This window comes from Brevibacillus sp. BC25 (assembly GCF_000282075.1).
GTDB lineage: Bacteria > Bacillota > Bacilli > Brevibacillales > Brevibacillaceae > Brevibacillus.
Map to the genome: position 1 here is coordinate 16,774 of NZ_AKIX01000043.1, position 17,643 is coordinate 34,416.

Below are 17,643 nucleotides of genomic sequence, written 5' to 3' on the forward strand. Positions count from 1 at the left end.
AAACACCACAACAAGTCCTCGAAAAAAAAGGAGCCCCAACCATAGGTTCGGGCTTGTCCAGCAAGGTTTTTACGTATCTTCAAACATTAAATCCCACATATGTTTGTAGGTTCCTAGATCGAATACATCAGACATTGGCTTCTTGCCAACTCCACCGTATCCGATCATCAAACCAATGACCAGTGAGAAAAACAGCAGGAGTGGGACCAGCACCATCTTGGCAACTCTCAGCCGCCAATTCTTGCCGCTCCGTTCCCGCTCTTTTCCTTTTGACTTAACTTCTTCGGTCTGACGCGGGAAACGTTTGCTCTTCCCTTGTTCCATGCTCCTCTCCTCCGTCATGTTGAAATTATATGGGCTATCTGCTTCTCAGTTGGTTAGCAATGCCCATCATTTGATCACTGATGCCGATTGCGCGTGAGTTCAATTGATACGCACGCTGAATGTTCACCAGTTGGGACATTTCTTCTGTCATGCTGACGTTGGATGATTCGAGAGCACCTTGGCGCAATGTTACACCATTATCATAAGAACTGGTGTATTTATTTTTTGGTCCTCCTGCCATGAAAACCAATTCGGCATCAAACAGATTCTCACCGACTTGTTTTAGCTGATCAGGGTTATCTACATTCCATACACCAATTTTTACCGGGACCAGCAAACCATCAGCATTCATAGTACCGTTTGGAGAAATCTCAATGTTTCTTACCGGCTCTTGCAATACGATATTCTTACCGTCCTCATCTGTCAATATATGACCTGAACTGGTGTGCAATACGTATCCATCCTCATCGTCATCATAACTGACCTTAAAGGAGCCATTACGCGTAAAGCGACTTTCTTCATCCACGGTGATGTTATTCGCATCTTTGATTTTACGAGTGACCAAAAAATAGCCATCTCCTTCAATCAAAACATCTGTTGGCACATCTGTCTGCTTGAGACTGCCTTGACCGAGATCCAGCTTGGTCATGGCAAGATGCGCTCCACTACCGACTCTTATCCCCACTGGTGTATTACGATTTTGGTTGTCCGCTGCCGGCTGCTCATTCATTGAGTCTGTGAGAAGCTCGGAAAACGATGCGACCCTGCGCTTGTACCCAATCGTATCAATGTTCGACAGGTTGTTGGCTGTATTGTCCAACGCTTGCTGAATACCGCGCATAGCTGATGTGGAAATATTAAGCGACTGCATCCTTCCTACCTCCTATTATCCATTAACCCGACCAATTTCATTAGCAGCCTTGTCCAACGTACCGTCAATCGTGGTAATCACCCGTTGGTTCGCTTCATAGGCGCGAAGCACACTCATCATACTCGTCATGGTTTGAGCTGGGTCTACATTCGAGCGTTCACGCCAGCCCTGTTGTGTACCGAAGCGTCCTTCGACCATAGGGGTAGTGTATGTACCTGCTGCTATAGCAGCCAGATCGTTGGCTTCTGCCAAATCAATCCCTTCCACCGCTATGTCGCCTTCAAATCGGAAAACATTCGTTCCTTCGCGTACAAGCTTTAGCGGATCAGTTACCACTGCGAGTCCCAATCTAGCATGAGTAGGAAGCGCCGTATACTGTTCTGCTTTTGTAATTGGATCAATGGTAACTTGCATCAATTCGCCACGCTCGGTAATTTTCAGGTTTTGACCGACATTGGTACCATTGGCACCAAGTGCGGGATCATTGATACGAATTGCCTGATTAGAACTATCCAGCACATAATACCCTTCCGCTGTCACCAAGTAACCATCTGAATTCACACTCCAGTTACCATTTCTTGTATAGCGGATATCCTCTTGCTGTGCTGGCTGAGCCAAATTTGCTTGTTCAATCCGTGCCACACTGTAAAACAACCGCCGCTCATTGCCATTCTGATCTGGCTGAATATTGTCCATCAACGCAATATCATACGGATTGCGTGTCTCTTCAATATCCCCCTGCGCAAAATTCGGTAGCGCCTCCGACATGTATACACCTGTGTGCAAACGACCAATAATGGCAGGTTGTCCAGGCATAGTAGGGACGCCCGGAACATCCAGTCCTTCATGATCATTCATGCGGGAGAGCAATTGCTCCGGAAATGCACGCATGACACCCACGTCCTGTTTGAACCCGGGTGTATTGATATTTGCTAAATTGTTCGCCAGCGATTCTTGCCTGTTCTGCAATGCTAGCATGCCAGATGCAGACGTATACAAGCCTCTGATCACTTAAATCTTACCCCCTGAATAATCGCTTATTCGAGTGAGCCGGCATCTTGTCCAAATAGTCCAGCATCATTCCTGTTCCTTTTGCAACGCACATCATTGGCTCTTCCGCTACCAGCACAGGAACCTTCAGCTCCTCTGCCAGAATCTCGTCAATACCGTGCAATAATGCGCCGCCACCGGTCAGGAAAACACCCTTATCAATTATATCGGCAGAAAGCTCCGGAGGTGTTCGTTCTAAAACAGATTTTGAGGCTTGTACAATCGCACTCACCGACTCAGCCAGGGCTTCCTGGACTTCAGTGGAGCAAATGGTAATTGTTTGCGGCAAGCCGCTTACCATGTCTCGACCACGAATGTCCATTTCGTCCTGGCGTCCGCCGGATACGGTTCCAATCTGAACCTTGATATCTTCAGCCGTACGCTCTCCAATCAGCAATTTGTATTTATTTTTTATGTAACGCATAATAGCCACATCGAATGTATCGCCTGCTATTTTAATGGAGGAAGACGTGACAATATCGCCCATCGACAATACCGCTACATCGGTCGTTCCCCCACCGATATCCACTACCATATTACCGGACGGCTGAAAAATGTCCATACCTGCCCCAACTGCGGCTACTTTCGGTTCTTCTTCGATAAATACTTCTCTTGCTCCACCGCTGCGCTCAGCTGCTTCACGAATTGCTTTTTGCTCAACAGACGTGATGTTGGTCGGGCAGCAAATCAAAATGCGCGGTCGGGCAAACATGCTCTTTCCACCAATTTTGTTCAAAAAGTGCTTCAGCATGGCCTCAGTGATTTCAAAATCAGCGATAACCCCTTCTCGCAAAGGTCGGATCGCTACGATATTTCCTGGGGTGCGGCCTACCATGCGATAGGCTTCATTTCCCACAGCCAAAACTTTTCTGGTTTTACTATCTATTGCCACGACAGATGGTTCGTCTAGGACAATTCCCTTGCCTTTTACAAAAACCAAGACATTGGCCGTGCCCAAGTCGATTCCGATATCTTTGCCAAACATGAAAGGTCCTCCCTGATTACCAGTTACATTTCTACCTAATATCATAGGCTCTTCTACGTGAGAGGACAAGGAAATTCTTTCTTACACACTCTCCTCCTGTTCTACTCGTACTTTTTTACTACGACGTTTGTACTTGATTTTGGTCGCTTCGCCTCCCCGAAGATGTCTGATGGCTTTGTGATATTCCAAAATTTCCTTAACCTGGTTCGCCAACTCTGGATTTATCTCAGGCAGCCGCTCAGTCAAGTCCTTGTGCACAGTACTTTTCGAAACACCGAACTCTTTAGCGATCATCCGAACCGTATTTCTTGTCTCTACAATATATCGGCCGATTTTGATGGTCCGCTCTTTGATGTAGTCGTGCACATTACTCGCCTCCTTGTATCTACATTGTCTGATACAATATATGGGTGCGTAGGGACACATATTCTACGTTTCCAAGCCTGACAAGCCAGCACGGCCGCATCTTTTTTCAACAGTTTGTACCACACGCAAAAAAACACCCGCAATTGTTGTATTTTGCAGGTGTTTTTCTAAATTCATTGGTTATTGATTTTTTACTTCCGTATCAGCCTGAATCAAGTATTGCTCTGGATTGACAGGCTTGTTATCGATGCGAACTTCAAAGTGAAGATGTGCGCCAGCGTCTTTTTCAAAGGTATTACGCCCAGCAGACCCGATTACTTGACCTTGTGTCACTTCATCGCCCGGTTTGACTGTTACGCTTTCCAGACTTTGATATACCGTAATCATTTTGTCTGCGTGCTCAATCTCAATCTCGTTGCCGACAAGTGGATCGTTCACCACTTTTACTACTTTTCCCGCAAGAGCTGCGATGACATCAAAGCCCTTGCCATCCGTGGATACGAGGTCAATACCTGTGTGCGGGTAGAAGGTGTTGTCAAAGCTCACCAATGCTTTTTGCTGATTCTCCTTGGAAGCTTTCTCATCGTAGTAGTTCATGCCCACATTGTACTGCACGCCTTTTCCTACTGGCCAAGCGAGTGGTTGTACGCCACTTGTAGCAGGTACCGCTTCTTCGTTTTGCGGTGTAGTCGTCTCAGGAGCTGCAGGAGTTGTCACTGCCACGCCATCTCCGCCATTCGTCATTTTGGAAACCGTGTCCATGACATTGCCCTGATACCACATCACAAAAGCGAGAATGATTGCTGCGGTGCCGATGTAGATTGCAGGAAACGCCCATTTCTTGCCCAAAACTTTTTTCCAAGAACTTGCCTTCTTGAATGGAATCGGTTGATTTTGATTTTTTTGATCTTCCATTTTATTCATCACCTCATCCCTCAGTATCGCCAGAATTTTGGCGTATAAACCTGAGAGAGTAGGGAAAAGTAAAAATTTGCTTTTCTTTTAAGCCGGGATCACTCTTGTATACTCTTGCAGACTTATTCCTTGATAGAAGTGCTTGACGATTTGCTCTGCGCTTTTGCCGTTTTTGGCCATTCCATTTGCTCCCCACTGGCTCATGCCGACACCATGACCGTACCCTTTGGTCGTAATGAAAACCTGAGTGCCGCGCAAGTCCAATGTAAAGGAAGAAGAATTCAAATTGAGCTTTTCACGAAACTCTCTTCCTGTAAATTCCTTGCCACCAACACTGATGGTTCCTACCCGATTTCCGGTTGTACGCGATTCGATCCGATACCAGGAACCATTAGTAGAAGCCTCCTGTGTGAGCTTGACGCCCAAATTCTTTTCTAGCTCCACAGTGGACATGACGACCGTTTCCTCATAGCGAGGAGATTGAATATCCCAAGGGCTCGCAACGCTCTTCAAATAAGGAATGGGCTTTTCCCAATATTCATCCGAGTTCTCTGTAAAACCATTACTGGTGGAAAAAAACGTCGCGTCAATGGGCTCGTTCTGGTAGGTCAGGATAACCCCTGCCGTTGCCATAACTGCTTGCTGGATGCGTTTGTTTTTCCATTCGTATTGGTCTCCCCAACGCTCACGCCGCTGCTGCTCATCCATATAGACTTGATGCTGGACCGTATCCAAAACCTGACCGCCTGATGGCACATCATCAAACTTGCCCTCTTTTACTCGGCGCACGATATAGGTCCTGGCCGCCAACGCCTGTGCTTTTAATGCCTCCAGCTCGAACTCAGCTGGCATTTCCGCCGCTACGACCCCGGTAATATACGCTTCTAGCGGCAATGTTTCCACGGCCTTTTTTTCTGTACGGTACACCTTTACTGGCAGAGAGGAAGCCGATTCCTTCATCGCCGGTATGGCAGGCTCCGAGACGGCCACCGTTTGCTGGCTGACAGAGCCTATTTCTGGTGAAAACCAAAAGACCAGAGCAGCAGGCATCAGGACGAGCAAGATCGGCAAAGCGATAAACCACATGAGTAGATAGCGTTTCATGCAAGAGATCCTCCCCGTTACGTACTAGACACGAAAAGTCTGAATAACCTACTAAAGTCTATGTTCTGCAACAGAGCGGTAGAACGAGAGAATGAGAGAGTCGAGAGAACGAAAAAAAGACCCTCTGCATACGCAGAGAATCTTTCGTTTTGCCATATGGTTGACGCATTTATCAAGCAAAATTAGGAGAGAAGCTTACTTTGATGGTTTCGGAAACTGATTTTTCACGAGCCTTTTCTTCTGGAACCACGCGTTCTACATCTGCTCCCAAAGCCAGCAGCTTTTCCGTAAAGTTCACGTAGCCACGGTCAATATGGTGCAGGGCAGAAACCTCAGTCTCTCCCTCAGATACGAGCCCAGCCAGTACAAGTGCTGCACCCGCACGCAAGTCAGTTGCTGCTACCTTGCTACCTGTCAGCTTGGAACCGCCTTCGACGATAGCACTGCGGCCTTCGATCTTGATGTTCGCATTCATGCGACGGAACTCTTCCACGTGCATGAAGCGGTTCTCAAATACCGTTTCGGTCACAATGCTCGTTCCTTCTGAAACAAGCAAAAGCGCCATCATTTGCGACTGCATATCCGTCGGGAAGCCAGGGTATGGCAACGTTTTGAGGTCAACTGCTTTCAGTGCGCCTGTGCGGCGTACACGAATACCGTTTTCTTGCTCCTCAATGTCCACGCCCATTTCACGAAGCTTGGCGGTCACGGATTTGAGATGATCGCAAATCGCACCTTCCACAAAGACATCCCCGCCAGTAATCGCTGCAGCAACCATGAAAGTTCCTGCTTCAACACGGTCAGGAATGACACAATGTGTGCAGCCCTTCATCTTTTCCACGCCTTCGATGCGGATCGAACCTGTACCCGCACCGCGGATTTTTGCTCCCATTCTGTTCAGGAAGTTCGCCAAATCAACGATCTCTGGCTCTTCTGCCGCATTTTCGATCAATGTGGTTCCCTCTGCCAAAGCAGCGGCCATCATAATATTTTCTGTTGCACCGACGCTAGCAATATCCAGGTAGATTTTCGCACCCTTCAATCGTCCTTCTACCGTCGCTTCAATAAACCCTTGTCCGATTTCGATTTTGGCTCCCATAGCCTCAAACCCTTTTAGGTGCTGGTCGATCGGGCGCGTACCAATGGCACAACCACCCGGAAGAGCGACACGAGCTTGTCCTTTTCTGGCTAAAAGCGGCCCCATCACGAGGAACGATGCGCGCATTTTGCGGACCAGTTCATAGGACGCTTCTACACTCGTAAGCTTGGAAGCATCGATCGTCAGCACTTCATGATCATATGTAAGGGAGATTCCCATCGATTTCAAGAGGTCGCATATCGTCCGGACATCGTCGAGGCCTGGTACATCTGAGATGACGCAAGTCCCTTCTTCTGCCAAGATAGATGCTGCAATAATAGGGAGTACGGCATTTTTGGCGCCAGATACTTTTACATTTCCAGCCAATGCCTTACCACCACGGACAATAATTTTATCCAATGTGTACCCCTCCGCGTGCTAATATTCCACAGTGATGATTGGTGTACCTACCGTAATCCATGTTCCAGAATGGCTGTCACGATGCGTAGCCACCTGTAGATTCATCTTTTGACCGTTTAACGCGATGAATGATTCCCACATAGGGGTATACCCTGAAATGCTGACAACCGTATCATCTTGCAAACGTTCTAATTCTGTCGCCTGGAGAGTACCAAAAATCGACAATATTTTACCCTCCTGTTGGTCAACACCCATCTTAACATTGTACAATCCGCGAATACAAGTGCTAATTTGCGGAATAAAGTCGGCGCTTTGCAGGGCATTCGTGAAGGTTTCCTGTACTTGTCCAATATATAGTAGGTTATCACGGTTTCCAGATAACTGAAGTACTAGATATACAGAAAATGCTCCATTTTTAGGTACTCCTGTCACCTCGTAGCTCAGTTCCACGCCGTTTTGTGTGTATGTAGTCCTATATGCGAGTATGTTGTGTTTGCGCGATTGTTCGCTTGGGGAAAATGGAATCTCAAGTTGTTGTGCCCATTTCGTCGCCAACTCTTTTACTTGTTCAGGACGCAGGCCTTCTCCCATTGCCGTACGCATACGTACCTGAACCGATACACCCGTTGCGCCCGTTTCTTCTAGTACTTTCATCATTTCTGTCACAACCGGCTTTTCTTCCTTTGCTTGTGCAGGCATCCAATACACGGCCCCCATCACGAGCAATAGAGCCAGCACGCACCAACCAGACCATTTCCCCATTGATATCCTCTCCCTATGCTTACATGTATCTCTTTGTACTTCTCATTTTGTACATGTAGCTGGGTGGATATACCAGCGAATCGTCGTCTTTGGGTATTTAGTTGAACAAATTCCCGAATGTCAGGGACCAGCCCAAGTAATCAAGGAAAAAGCGGGACACTTCATATCCAATCACAATGGAAAGAAAAATTTGCAACAGCTTCGCCTGAGCACCATTTGGTTTTTTCAAAATCTTATCAAAGCGAAAGGATTGCAACGCCCACCAAGCGAGCCCAATAAACGCAATCGATAAAATGATACTCAACAAGCCATATACTTCTTGTGGCATGTTCGTTACCTCCTCATTACCCTTCCAAGAATCATAGAAAAAGGGACGGCCCGATCACGAGCCATCCCTTCTATTGTACCTGAAGTGCTATTCAGTTACGAGTATCACTGAGAGCTGGGAGCGAGCATGTTCCCAAAATCAAAGGACGGATTGAAATGAATCTGGATATAGTCGGTGACCAGACCAGGGAAAGCACCGAAGAAGACAGTAGCAATTGCCATGATGAGAATAAACATCCAAATGCCTTTTGGTACAACCATAGGTGCTTCGGTTGTCCCAGGACGCATGTACATCTGACGAATAATCCCAAAGTAGTAGTAGTAGGAAATGACGCTGGTGATGATCATAATCGCCGCCAGCCAGTAGTTTTCTACCACTAATGTACCCATGAACAGATAGAACTTCCCGAAGAAACCAACCGTAATCGGGATACCTGCCAAGGACAAGAGGAAGATGCTCATCGCAATCGCCATCAGTGGTGAGCGATGATACAATCCGGCGAATCCTTTCAAATCCTCTGTCTCTTGCTCACGAGATACAACCATAATCACAGCGAAAGCACCAAAGCTGACGATCAAGTAACCGAACAGATAAAAGATCACTTCGCTGAAAAAGAGAGAGGTCGGCGGTACAAACGGCACGAGCAAATAGCCCGCTTGCGCAATACCTGAGTAAGCCATCATACGCTTGACGTTTGTCTGCCTGAGCGCCATCGTGTTCCCGATAATCATCGAGGCGGCAGCCATCAATCCCAGATAGAGGCTTCCCTCTTCGAAAAAGAACCGTCCTGATCCCGTTCCATCGGAAACGTTAAAAAACGAGATCATCATCACTCGAAAGATCAGCGCGAACCCTGCTGCTTTTGACACAACTGCCAGGAAAGCAGTGACTGGGGTAGGAGCACCCTGATACACATCTGGCGCCCACATGTGGTTAGGCGCTGCGGATATTTTGAATGCTAGACCTACTGCAAGAAACGCAAACGCCGTATAGACGAGGAACTGATAGCCCGCCATTCCCGCTTCTGCCAATCGGAATGAGATTTCATAAATATGTGTGGTTCCCGTGAGTCCGTATACGTACGACATCCCAAACAGGAGCACTGCCGTGGCAATACTTCCCGAAACGACGTATTTGAACGCCGACTCGTTGGAAAGCTGCGATTTTTTTCGCAATCCGACCAATACATAGGACGAGAGAGACAATAGCTCCAGTCCCACAAACAAGGTAATCAAGTCAGCCGACGAAGCCATGACCATAGCCCCGAGAAGCCCGGTCAGCAGCAAATAGTAATACTCGCCTCTGTGCTGGATTTCCCCTGATTTCAGATAGGACAGCGAGATGAGAATGGCAAAAGCTGTCCCTGCCAGGAAAATCAGCTTGAACGCATTGCCGTAATCATCGATTCGGATCATGTCGATCATGTAGCTGTATGGCTTATCGAGAGCATTCATATTGATGATCACAAAGATCGCCGCTATGACCGTTGCCAGGAAGGATAGCCAACCGATGACCTGCTTGCCAAGGCGCTTGCCCGCAAAAAGATCCAGCAGTGATAAAAAGGTAGCAAAGCCAAGAATGATAAACTCGGGCAGAAGGTAGCTCCAGTCATATGAGAAAATATCTTTAACTTCCATGGATTACCCTCCTATTCCCGTTACGATAGGTACGATCGTTTTCAGCGCCTGCTGCATCGGATTCCCCAGAACTGCCGGATAAACCCCGATGAGAATAATACATCCCAATAGGACTACCATCGGAATGACTTCCATCGGCTGTGCATCAGCAAGTCCTGAACATCTACCTGGAGTAGGGCCAAAAGTCGTTTTCAAGATCGCTCTGAGTAAATAAACCGCGGTGAGGACAATCCCGATCGCTCCCACTGCTGCCATTACTGGCAAACGACCAAACAGACCGAGGAAGGCAAAGAACTCACTAATGAATCCGGACATGCCCGGAAGTCCGAGTGAAGCCATCCCGCCTGCCAACAACACGCCGCTAACAAACGGCATGGACTTGGCTAAACCGCCCAAATCGTCGAGCATCGATGTCTGCGTCCGATCCCAAATGACACCAATCAAGAAGAAGAGCAGTGCTGAGATAAAGCCGTGGGATACCACTTGGAACATCGCTCCCTGAAACCCGATCGTGTTCATCGAAGCGAAACCAAGCAAGACGATACCCATATGGCTGATACTGGAGTAAGCCAGCACCATTTTTAAATCCTTTTGTACGAAAGCCAGTACAGCTCCATACAAAATGTTGATAATCCCCAAAACTGCCATCCACGTAGAGAAATCATAGGCCTGCTCTGGGAAGAAGCCGATTCCCATCCGCAAAAGACCGTACGCCCCCATCTTCAGCAAAATTCCGGAGTGGATCATGACGATAGAAGGTGGAGCCTGTACGTGCACGCGTAGCATCCACGTGTGGAACGGAAATACTGGCAGTTTGATCGCAAAAGCGATAAATAGCGCTAGGAAGATGCCAAAACGCATTTCCGGCGTAAGGATTTCGGTTATCGGATGCCCTGGTGTCGTCAGAATCGCCGTGATTTCATCCATATTGAGCGTCCGCATGATGACAAAGATAACGATGAAAGCTAGCAGCATGATCCCTGAACCGATTCCGTTATACAAAAGAAATTTGTTCGCCGCTTGTTCGCGCTCCCCATATCCCCAAATCCCGACGAGGAAGTACATCGGTACGAGTGTCAGCTCGAAGAAAATGAAGAACAAAAACAGATTGTCTGCAGCAAAAACTCCCAACATACCGATCAACAGCAGGTGAAACAGGATAAAATACTCCTTCTGCCTCTTCTTGATCTGCCACGAAGCAATTGCTGCGAGGGTACCGATAATCGCCGTCAGCAAAATCAATGGCATCGAAATACCATCTACACCGAGTTCATAGTTGATCTCAAAAGCAAAGACGGTGCCTGCCTGAGCCATTCCAATCGGAATAGAAATCCAATTGTGCTTTTCTACGAACTGCAGATTGGCTGTCTCGTAATCAAACATGCCGAACATCCAACCTGCCAAGATAAGTGCCGGCAACGTTCCAAAAATCCCGACCTGCTTGATCACACCTGCATGTCGACTGGGGATAAAAGCCATGACGAGAATCGCCAGCAGCGGAGAGAACACCAGTGATGACAAAAGGATATTACCCAAAGAGTCCACCTCCCTTGGCCGTCAAACTGATGGCGATGATCAAGAGTAACAGACCGAATATGAGCATTGCCCCATAGGACTGAATCTGCCCACTTTGTACTCTTGCGTGCAAAGATCCGATTCCTTGGGTGATTTTTGCTGTCAATCCAACCAAACCATCCACAATATACTTATCAAATACATCCAGGACAAATCCAAGCCAGCCTAGTGGACGAACAATGACGTTGTGATACAGCTCATCGATGTAGTACTTCTTGTATGAGAGCTGATAGAGCCACGGCATTGCTTTTGGAATCGTGTCCGAGGAGATTGATTTCTTGCCGTACATCAGGTAAGCCAGCACGACTCCGAGAATCGAGATCAACAGAGCCACAATCTGCAACCAAGCTGCCGCGTGCTCACTGCCTTCCCCAAAAATACTCGTGATTGCCGTCCCTGTGTTCGTTGACAACAACCAATCAGAGAGTAATGGCGCGTACGGTGTATTCACAAAGCCTGCGACAACCGCAAGCAATGCCAAGACCAAGAGCGGACCTGTCATGACTCCTGGAGATTCGTGCGCTTCGTGCTTGCCACGTGCCTTCCCTGCGAATGTCAGGAAGAACAGACGGAACATATAGAATGCGGTAAAGAATGCTGCTAGCAGCGCGATGAATAACAAATCGTAGCGATGCGCTCCGTAAACAGCCCCCAGGATCGCTTCTTTCGACCAGAAACCAGCGAACGGAAAGATCCCCGCAATCGCCAAGCAACCGATCAAGAAAGTCAAAGCGGTGATCGGCATCTTTTTCCACAGGCCACCCATTTCGAATACATCTTGCGTATGTACGGCATGGATGACACTACCTGCTCCAAGGAAGAGCAATGCTTTGAAAAACGCGTGCGTCATCAAATGGAAGGAACCTGCTACATAACCAGCAGCACCAGCTACCCCCAATGCCATCATCATGTACCCGAGCTGACTGACTGTGGAATAAGCCAAGACACGCTTGATATCTCGTTGGGTCAGACCGATCGAAGCTGCAAATATGGCGGTGAATCCTCCTACATACGCCACAACTGTCAAAGCCGTATCGGATGCGATAAACAGCGGATAGGTAGCAGCGACCAAATAAACACCAGCCGCAACCATCGTTGCCGCGTGAATTAATGCAGACACAGGTGTTGGACCTTCCATGGCATCAGGCAACCACGTATGAAGCGGAAATTGACCCGATTTTCCCATAGCCCCAACGAAAATGAGGATGGCCGCGAGCGTAATCATCCATGGTTCCAGTCGTCCGAGTGCGATGCTCTCAAAAATCGCCCCATACTCGAAACTTCCGGTCCACCAGAACAACAGACATATCCCGATGAACAGACCAAGATCCCCGATACGGGTAACGATAAAAGCCTTTTTGGCAGCCGCTTTTGCCTCTGTCTTGAAGTAGTAGTAGCCAACGAGCAGGAAGGAGCATACCCCGACCAGCTCCCAGAAAATATATACTTGCAACAAATTTGGCGAGATGACTAATCCCAGCATAGAGAACGTGAACAGCGCCAGGTATTGATAAAACACCGGAAAGCGTTCATCCCCATGCATGTAGCCTTTGGAGTAGATTTGGACCAACAGACTGACCAATGTCACAATGACGAGCATCATGGCATTCAGCGGATTCACTTCGAATCCCATGTTGATCACAATATCGCCGATATGCAGCCAATCTATCACATAATTGTAATCGGTTCCCCCACCCTGGAATCTCTCCCAGAAGATGAGCACTGCGATTCCAAAAGAAACAGCCGTCAGGGTAATGCCCACTATGGCCGCTCCTTCTTTCAATTGGCGACCAAATGAGACGATCACGATGAAAGCAAGAAGCGGAAACAGAGGGATCAGCCAGGCATAGTGCATTAGAGTATCCATCTTTGTCCTCCTTTTCAGGTTTCCCTCTTATCGTTTCATTTGGTCCATTTCATCTACATTCACGGTCTCCTTGTTGCGGTACAGCGCAATCAGAATCGCTAACCCTACGGCAACCTCGGCAGCTGCAACCGTCATCGTGAACAAGGTAAAGATTTGTCCCGTCACAGATGGATACAGTCCGAATTTGGAAAAGGCGACCAGGTTAATATTCACAGCATTCAGCATCAGCTCGATTGATAACAAGACGACGACTGCATTTCGCTTCGTCAATGCGCCGTACAAGCCTACACAAAAGAGAATCAAAGCAACCATTAAGTAGGAGGAAATACTTACTGTCATTCGTTATCCCCCTCCTTTTTCGCCATGATGATCGCACCGACCAACGCGACCAACAACAGAACAGACAATAGCTCAAATGGTATGACGAATTTGGTGAATACTTCGATACCGATTTCTTTTGCATTATCTACAGGAGCCTCTGCAGGTGGCGGTGGCGCAGGCCACGGTGTATTTTGCACACCCCAGAATAATAATCCGAACAGAACGATTACGAAGAGCAGGATAAAACGGTTTTTCCATGTCCGGCCTGTTCCCTCATCGTTCGCATCGTGCTTGGTCAGCATGATTCCAAAGAGCATCAGAATGGAGATGGCCCCTGAATAAACCAGAATTTGTGCGACCCCGACGAAATCCGCTCCCAGCAAAACAAACAGACCTGCAATGCTGATAAACGTAACGCCCAATGAGATGACCATGTGGACGACGCGAGTAAAGCTGATCATAAACACCGCGCCGCCGATCGTCAGGAGAGACAGGATAAAAAAGGCAACGAATTCACCTGTCATACTAATTCTCCTCCCTGACGTTCGTATTGTTGTCGTCGAGCCATTTCAAGTTCTTGTACAATTCGTCCCGGCTATAGGCAGCCAGTTCGAAGTTGTTTGTCATCACAATCGCTTCAGTGGGACAAACCTCTGTACACAAATCGCATAAAATGCACAGCTCAAAATTGATATCGTACGTATCGATAATCTTTCCCTTTTTCTCCGGATCAGGATGGGGCTTCCCTGTCAGTTGAATACACTCTGTCGGACAGATGCGTGCGCATTGGTTACAGACGATGCATTTTTCAGGAGAAAAGTGCTGAATACCGCGAAAGCGAGGCGGCATTGGAAAGGGCACATCCGGATAGAAGTGGGTTACCTTTTTCTCCGTGAGCTTTTTAAATGTATACCCCAGGCCTTTGGCCAGTCCTAGCATGTGTGTCACCCCTCAGGATTTGAGAACTTGGCTGCACCACGTTTTTGACGAAAGCTAGCTTTTGGCGAAGCAAGCCTATGGCGAAGCCTGCGCTATGAAAACAGTGGGACGTAGTCGTTTTCGATCAAGTCGCTACTAGAACATGCCATTTTGGTAAGACACCACTACGGCTGTGAGCAGGATGTTGAACAATGCCACGGGCAACAGCACTTTCCAGGCAAACGACATCAATTGATCGACACGTAAGCGCGGCATCGTGGCGCGAATCCAAAACTGGAGGAAGACGTAAACTGAAAATTTAAGGATAAACCAGACGATTCCCGGAATGAAGTCCAGTGATGGATGAATCGGCAACCATCCACCAAAAAAGAGAATCGTGATCAAGGCACCCATCCCGAACATATACACATACTCCGCCAACATGAACATCGCAAAACGGAAACCGGAGTACTCGACGTGGTAACCACCAACGAGCTCCGACTCTGCTTCTGGCAAGTCAAACGGCGTACGATTCAGCTCTGCCTGGGCAGCAATGATAAATACAACAAATCCGATAAACTGCGGAACAATATTCCAGACATCCTGCTGCGCGTTGACAATATCTTTGAGATTCATGCTGCCCGTCAATAGAACGATACCCACCACGGACATGACCAGCGGTACTTCATAGCTGATCATCTGCGCAGCGGAGCGGAGACCCCCGATCAGCGAATACTTGTTATTCGAGGCCCAGCCAGCCGTGATCACGCCTAGTACGGTGATCCCAGACAAGGCGATATAGTACAACAGCCCTATTCCCAGATCAGCGAACCGAATGCTATCCGAAAAAGGCATGACCGCCAATACGGCAAAAGCAGGGGCATAGGCCAATATCGGTGCTAAAGTGAACAACGCTTTGTCAGCGTGCTGCGGGCGAATATCTTCCTTTAATAGCAGCTTGGCAACATCCGCAACCGTCTGGAGAAGTCCCAATGGTCCTACTCGATTCGGCCCGATGCGCAGCTGCATCCACCCAATCACTTTACGCTCAAAGTAAATGGCGTACGTAACGAATCCCAACACGACTGCGAGCAGTAAAACTGCCGCTACGATAAACCAAAGCGTGGTCCCCCATGAGGGTGCTTGCTGCAGGAGAGTATTCATCAACAGTCAACCTCCCCGAGCACGATGTCGATACTGCCCAGGATGGCAACCATGTTCGAGAGGTTTTCCCCCTCTAACAGCTTAGGCAGAATTTGCAGATTGGTAAACGAAGGCCGTCTGAACTTCAATCTCCACGGTTTATCCTTACCTTGACTGGCAATGTAACAACCAATTTCTCCCCGCGGTGACTCAATGCGCACATATGTCTCCCCAGCAGGCGGGCGAATCACACGTGGTACTTTGCCCATGACTTCACCTTCACTCGGAAATTGCTCCAATGCCTGCTCAAGAATTCGCAGAGATTGTTCAATTTCAGCCATGCGCAGATGATAGCGCGCCATGCAATCTCCCTCAGTCGCTGTCGGTACATCAAATTCAAAACGATCGTAAATGCAATACGGTTCGTCTTTGCGCAGGTCCCACTTGACACCTGTCGAGCGGAGCATCACGCCAGATAGCGAGTAATCCAACGCAGTTTTTGTATCGAACTTGCCGATTCCATTGAGACGGTGGATAAAAATCTCGTTACCCGTCACCAGCTGATGGTAGTTATTCAATTCCTTCTTCATATATTGGACAAATTCTTTGGCTTTGTCTGTCCAGCCTGGAGGTGCATCCCATTTCACTCCGCCTACGCGCATGTAGTTAAAGGTCATCCGCGCCCCGCATAGCTCATTAAACAAATCCAAGATCGTCTCCCGATCACGGAATGCATACAGGAAGGGCCCCATCGCACCAATGTCCAAAAGAAACGTTCCCCACCAAACCAAATGGCTCGCCACCCGGTTCAGTTCCATTGCGATCAATCGTAGAAACTGAGCTCGTTCTGGAATCTCCAACCCCATCATCGTTTCTACTGCGTGACAGAGAACGTAGTTGTTGGTCATGGCGGACACGTAGTCCATACGGTCTGTATAAGGAATAATTTGTGTATAGGTCAAGTTTTCAGCCAGCTTCTCTGTACCTCGATGCAGATAACCCATCACCGGAATCGCTTCTTTAATGGTTTCCCCATCGATTTTTACTACCAAGCGAAATACCCCGTGTGTACTCGGATGCTGTGGACCTACGTTTAATAACATCTCTTCCGTACGAAGTCCTGTTTCAGAAGAGGTATCAACATGAGTCGTGAGGATGTTATGGTTCATCTGCTAAACCTCCTCGTCGTATTGCACATAATCTTTGCGCAGCGGATATCCTATCCAATCATCCGGCAACAGGATTCGACGTAAATCCTTATGTCCCGGGAAATGAATACCCAAAAGGTCAAAAGTCTCTCTTTCATTCCAATTTGCGCCATGCCAGAGGTCCATTACAGAAGCAACATTTGACTCTTCTCTGCTCGTTTTGACCTTTACTGCCAGGCTTTGGCGATTTTTGTAGGAATAAAAGTGGTAGTATACCTCCAGGCGATCCTCGTAATCGACACCGTGAAGATCGGACAGATACTCAAAGCTTAATTGCTCATCATCTCTTAAAAATTGGGCAACTTGATGCCAACGCTCGTTTTGAATGGTGAGAGTCGGTACTGCCTTTCCCAGCTCGTTAATATACGAAGCCTCGATGACTTCCTGTCCAAATGCTTCGGAAATTCGTGACACGTATTTATCAAGATAGGGCTGGTTTTTGGAAGGTGCTTTCGGCGCTTCCTCTGCCGGGGTCTCATCCCCAGTCGCTTGCGCTGCTTTTGCCTTCGCTGCTGCTGCGGCGGCTGCTTTGGCTTTTGCGGCAGCGGCAGCCTTTGCCTTGGCGTCGTCATCACCGGATTCATCGCCGCCTGCTTCACGTGCAGCTTTTGCCTTAGCAGCGGCCGCTGCGGCAGCCTTGGCTTTTGCGGCAGCTGCGGCCTTCGCCTTGGCATCCGCATCTGGAGCTGAATCAGCTGTATCGGCTCCATTTTCCGTGGCTTCTTTTGCTTCCTTCGCTGCTTTTGCCTTGGCTAGTGCTTCTGCGGCAGC

General features: G+C 48.1%; 19 protein-coding genes. All 19 read right to left on the bottom strand.

The features are described from left to right. Positions 1-69 precede the first annotated feature (69 nt). On the bottom strand, positions 70-324 hold the full coding sequence (locus PMI05_RS13055; protein WP_007722063.1) for a DNA-directed RNA polymerase subunit beta: 255 nt from the start codon (positions 322-324) through the stop codon (positions 70-72). Between the two features lie 34 nt (positions 325-358). Next, the gene (locus PMI05_RS13060; protein ID WP_007722065.1) at positions 359-1,195 is read right to left on the bottom strand and encodes a flagellar hook-basal body protein; all 837 of its coding nucleotides are present in this window, start codon (positions 1,193-1,195) and stop codon (positions 359-361) included. Between the two features lie 15 nt (positions 1,196-1,210). After that, positions 1,211-2,206, bottom strand: coding sequence for a flagellar hook-basal body protein (locus PMI05_RS13065; protein ID WP_007722068.1), 996 nt, complete (start codon positions 2,204-2,206; stop codon positions 1,211-1,213). A 7-nt stretch (positions 2,207-2,213) separates the two neighbouring features. After that, the gene (locus tag PMI05_RS13070) at positions 2,214-3,230 is read right to left on the bottom strand and encodes a rod shape-determining protein (RefSeq protein WP_007722070.1); all 1,017 of its coding nucleotides are present in this window, start codon (positions 3,228-3,230) and stop codon (positions 2,214-2,216) included. Between the two features lie 81 nt (positions 3,231-3,311). Next, positions 3,312-3,596 carry a sporulation transcriptional regulator SpoIIID gene (gene spoIIID / locus PMI05_RS13075; RefSeq protein WP_003388385.1) on the bottom strand — a complete coding sequence of 95 codons (285 nt, stop codon included), beginning with the start codon at positions 3,594-3,596 and terminating at the stop codon, positions 3,312-3,314. Between the two features lie 180 nt (positions 3,597-3,776). Next, entirely contained in the window at positions 3,777-4,511 is a 735-nt protein-coding gene (locus tag PMI05_RS13080) for a M23 family metallopeptidase (RefSeq protein ID WP_039960727.1), read from the bottom strand. An 87-nt stretch (positions 4,512-4,598) separates the two neighbouring features. Beyond that, the gene (spoIID, locus tag PMI05_RS13085; protein WP_007722076.1) at positions 4,599-5,615 is read right to left on the bottom strand and encodes a stage II sporulation protein D; all 1,017 of its coding nucleotides are present in this window, start codon (positions 5,613-5,615) and stop codon (positions 4,599-4,601) included. A gap of 172 nt (positions 5,616-5,787) precedes the next feature. Then, a complete protein-coding gene (murA, locus tag PMI05_RS13090; RefSeq protein WP_007722077.1) occupies positions 5,788-7,113 on the bottom strand; it encodes a UDP-N-acetylglucosamine 1-carboxyvinyltransferase in 1,326 nt (441 codons plus the stop codon). Positions 7,114-7,131: 18 nt separating this feature from the next. Next, complete coding sequence (locus PMI05_RS13095) at positions 7,132-7,875, bottom strand: YwmB family TATA-box binding protein (protein WP_007722079.1); 744 nt, start codon at positions 7,873-7,875, stop codon at positions 7,132-7,134. 97 nt (positions 7,876-7,972) lie between these two features. Continuing rightward, positions 7,973-8,203, bottom strand: a complete 231-nt coding sequence (locus PMI05_RS13100; protein WP_007722081.1) for a DUF1146 family protein — start codon at positions 8,201-8,203, stop codon at positions 7,973-7,975. Between the two features lie 104 nt (positions 8,204-8,307). After that, complete coding sequence (gene nuoN, locus PMI05_RS13105) at positions 8,308-9,840, bottom strand: NADH-quinone oxidoreductase subunit NuoN (protein WP_007722083.1); 1,533 nt, start codon at positions 9,838-9,840, stop codon at positions 8,308-8,310. A gap of 3 nt (positions 9,841-9,843) precedes the next feature. Beyond that, positions 9,844-11,376 carry a NuoM family protein gene (locus tag PMI05_RS13110; protein WP_007722085.1) on the bottom strand — a complete coding sequence of 511 codons (1,533 nt, stop codon included), beginning with the start codon at positions 11,374-11,376 and terminating at the stop codon, positions 9,844-9,846. Next, positions 11,369-13,282: an NADH-quinone oxidoreductase subunit L gene (gene nuoL, locus PMI05_RS13115; RefSeq protein WP_007722087.1), complete on the bottom strand. Its 1,914-nt coding sequence runs from the start codon at positions 13,280-13,282 to the stop codon at positions 11,369-11,371. Before nuoL ends, PMI05_RS13110 begins: the two co-directional genes overlap by 8 nt. A 27-nt stretch (positions 13,283-13,309) precedes the next feature. Beyond that, positions 13,310-13,621, bottom strand: coding sequence for an NADH-quinone oxidoreductase subunit NuoK (gene nuoK / locus PMI05_RS13120; RefSeq protein WP_007722089.1), 312 nt, complete (start codon positions 13,619-13,621; stop codon positions 13,310-13,312). After that, the gene (locus PMI05_RS13125; protein ID WP_007722091.1) at positions 13,618-14,127 is read right to left on the bottom strand and encodes an NADH-quinone oxidoreductase subunit J; all 510 of its coding nucleotides are present in this window, start codon (positions 14,125-14,127) and stop codon (positions 13,618-13,620) included. The genes nuoK and PMI05_RS13125 overlap by 4 nt, the downstream gene beginning before the upstream one ends. Position 14,128: 1 nt before the next feature. Continuing rightward, positions 14,129-14,542 carry an NADH-quinone oxidoreductase subunit NuoI gene (nuoI, locus tag PMI05_RS13130; protein ID WP_007722093.1) on the bottom strand — a complete coding sequence of 138 codons (414 nt, stop codon included), beginning with the start codon at positions 14,540-14,542 and terminating at the stop codon, positions 14,129-14,131. Between the two features lie 135 nt (positions 14,543-14,677). Continuing rightward, on the bottom strand, positions 14,678-15,688 hold the full coding sequence (nuoH, locus tag PMI05_RS13135; RefSeq protein WP_193375262.1) for an NADH-quinone oxidoreductase subunit NuoH: 1,011 nt from the start codon (positions 15,686-15,688) through the stop codon (positions 14,678-14,680). Further along, the gene (locus PMI05_RS13140) at positions 15,685-16,833 is read right to left on the bottom strand and encodes an NADH-quinone oxidoreductase subunit D (RefSeq protein WP_007722098.1); all 1,149 of its coding nucleotides are present in this window, start codon (positions 16,831-16,833) and stop codon (positions 15,685-15,687) included. Before PMI05_RS13140 ends, nuoH begins: the two co-directional genes overlap by 4 nt. Positions 16,834-16,836: 3 nt before the next feature. Then, positions 16,837-17,643 (bottom strand): NADH-quinone oxidoreductase subunit C (locus tag PMI05_RS13145; RefSeq protein ID WP_007722099.1); only part of this gene is annotated, 807 nt, incomplete at its 5' end.